The 384-nt window shown below is 65.6% G+C and carries 1 pseudogene; it reads right to left on the bottom strand.

Annotated elements, in window-relative coordinates:
- Positions 1-384 (bottom strand): annotated as a pseudogene (locus tag Q1B13_RS26910) (autotransporter); the annotation flags it as partial.

Raw genomic sequence — 384 nt, 5'->3', positions numbered from 1 at the left:
CTGTCGAGCGCCGCACCTGTTGTGCTGTGCTCTGCCGCCAGTGTGACCTGTTCTGTCCCCATCTGGAACCACAGCGGGGAGCCTGCGCTTTGCGTGGCTGGGCCACCGTCCCAGGCCAGGCTCCGGAAGTCTTCCGAGCTGCCCCGGCTGCGCAGCGACGCAGGGCCATTCAGGGCCAGCAGCGACTGGCCATAGCTGTCATAGACCGGCGCAGAGGGTTGCCAGTTTCTCCCACCAGTCTCCGACATCGCGCTCAGCACCCAACCGCGGCCATCCTCCGCCTCGGTCAGCGTATAGAGGTGGGCCCCCGAGACAACTGCTTGCGCCCCGTCCGGGGTGACGTGGTTGCCATCCACAAGGGTGAACGTTCCATTAAACGTTCCG

Origin of the sequence: uncultured Ruegeria sp., assembly GCF_947489545.1 — a bacterium.
GTDB lineage: Bacteria > Pseudomonadota > Alphaproteobacteria > Rhodobacterales > Rhodobacteraceae > Ruegeria.
This window is presented reverse-complemented; position numbering and strand designations above follow the sequence as displayed.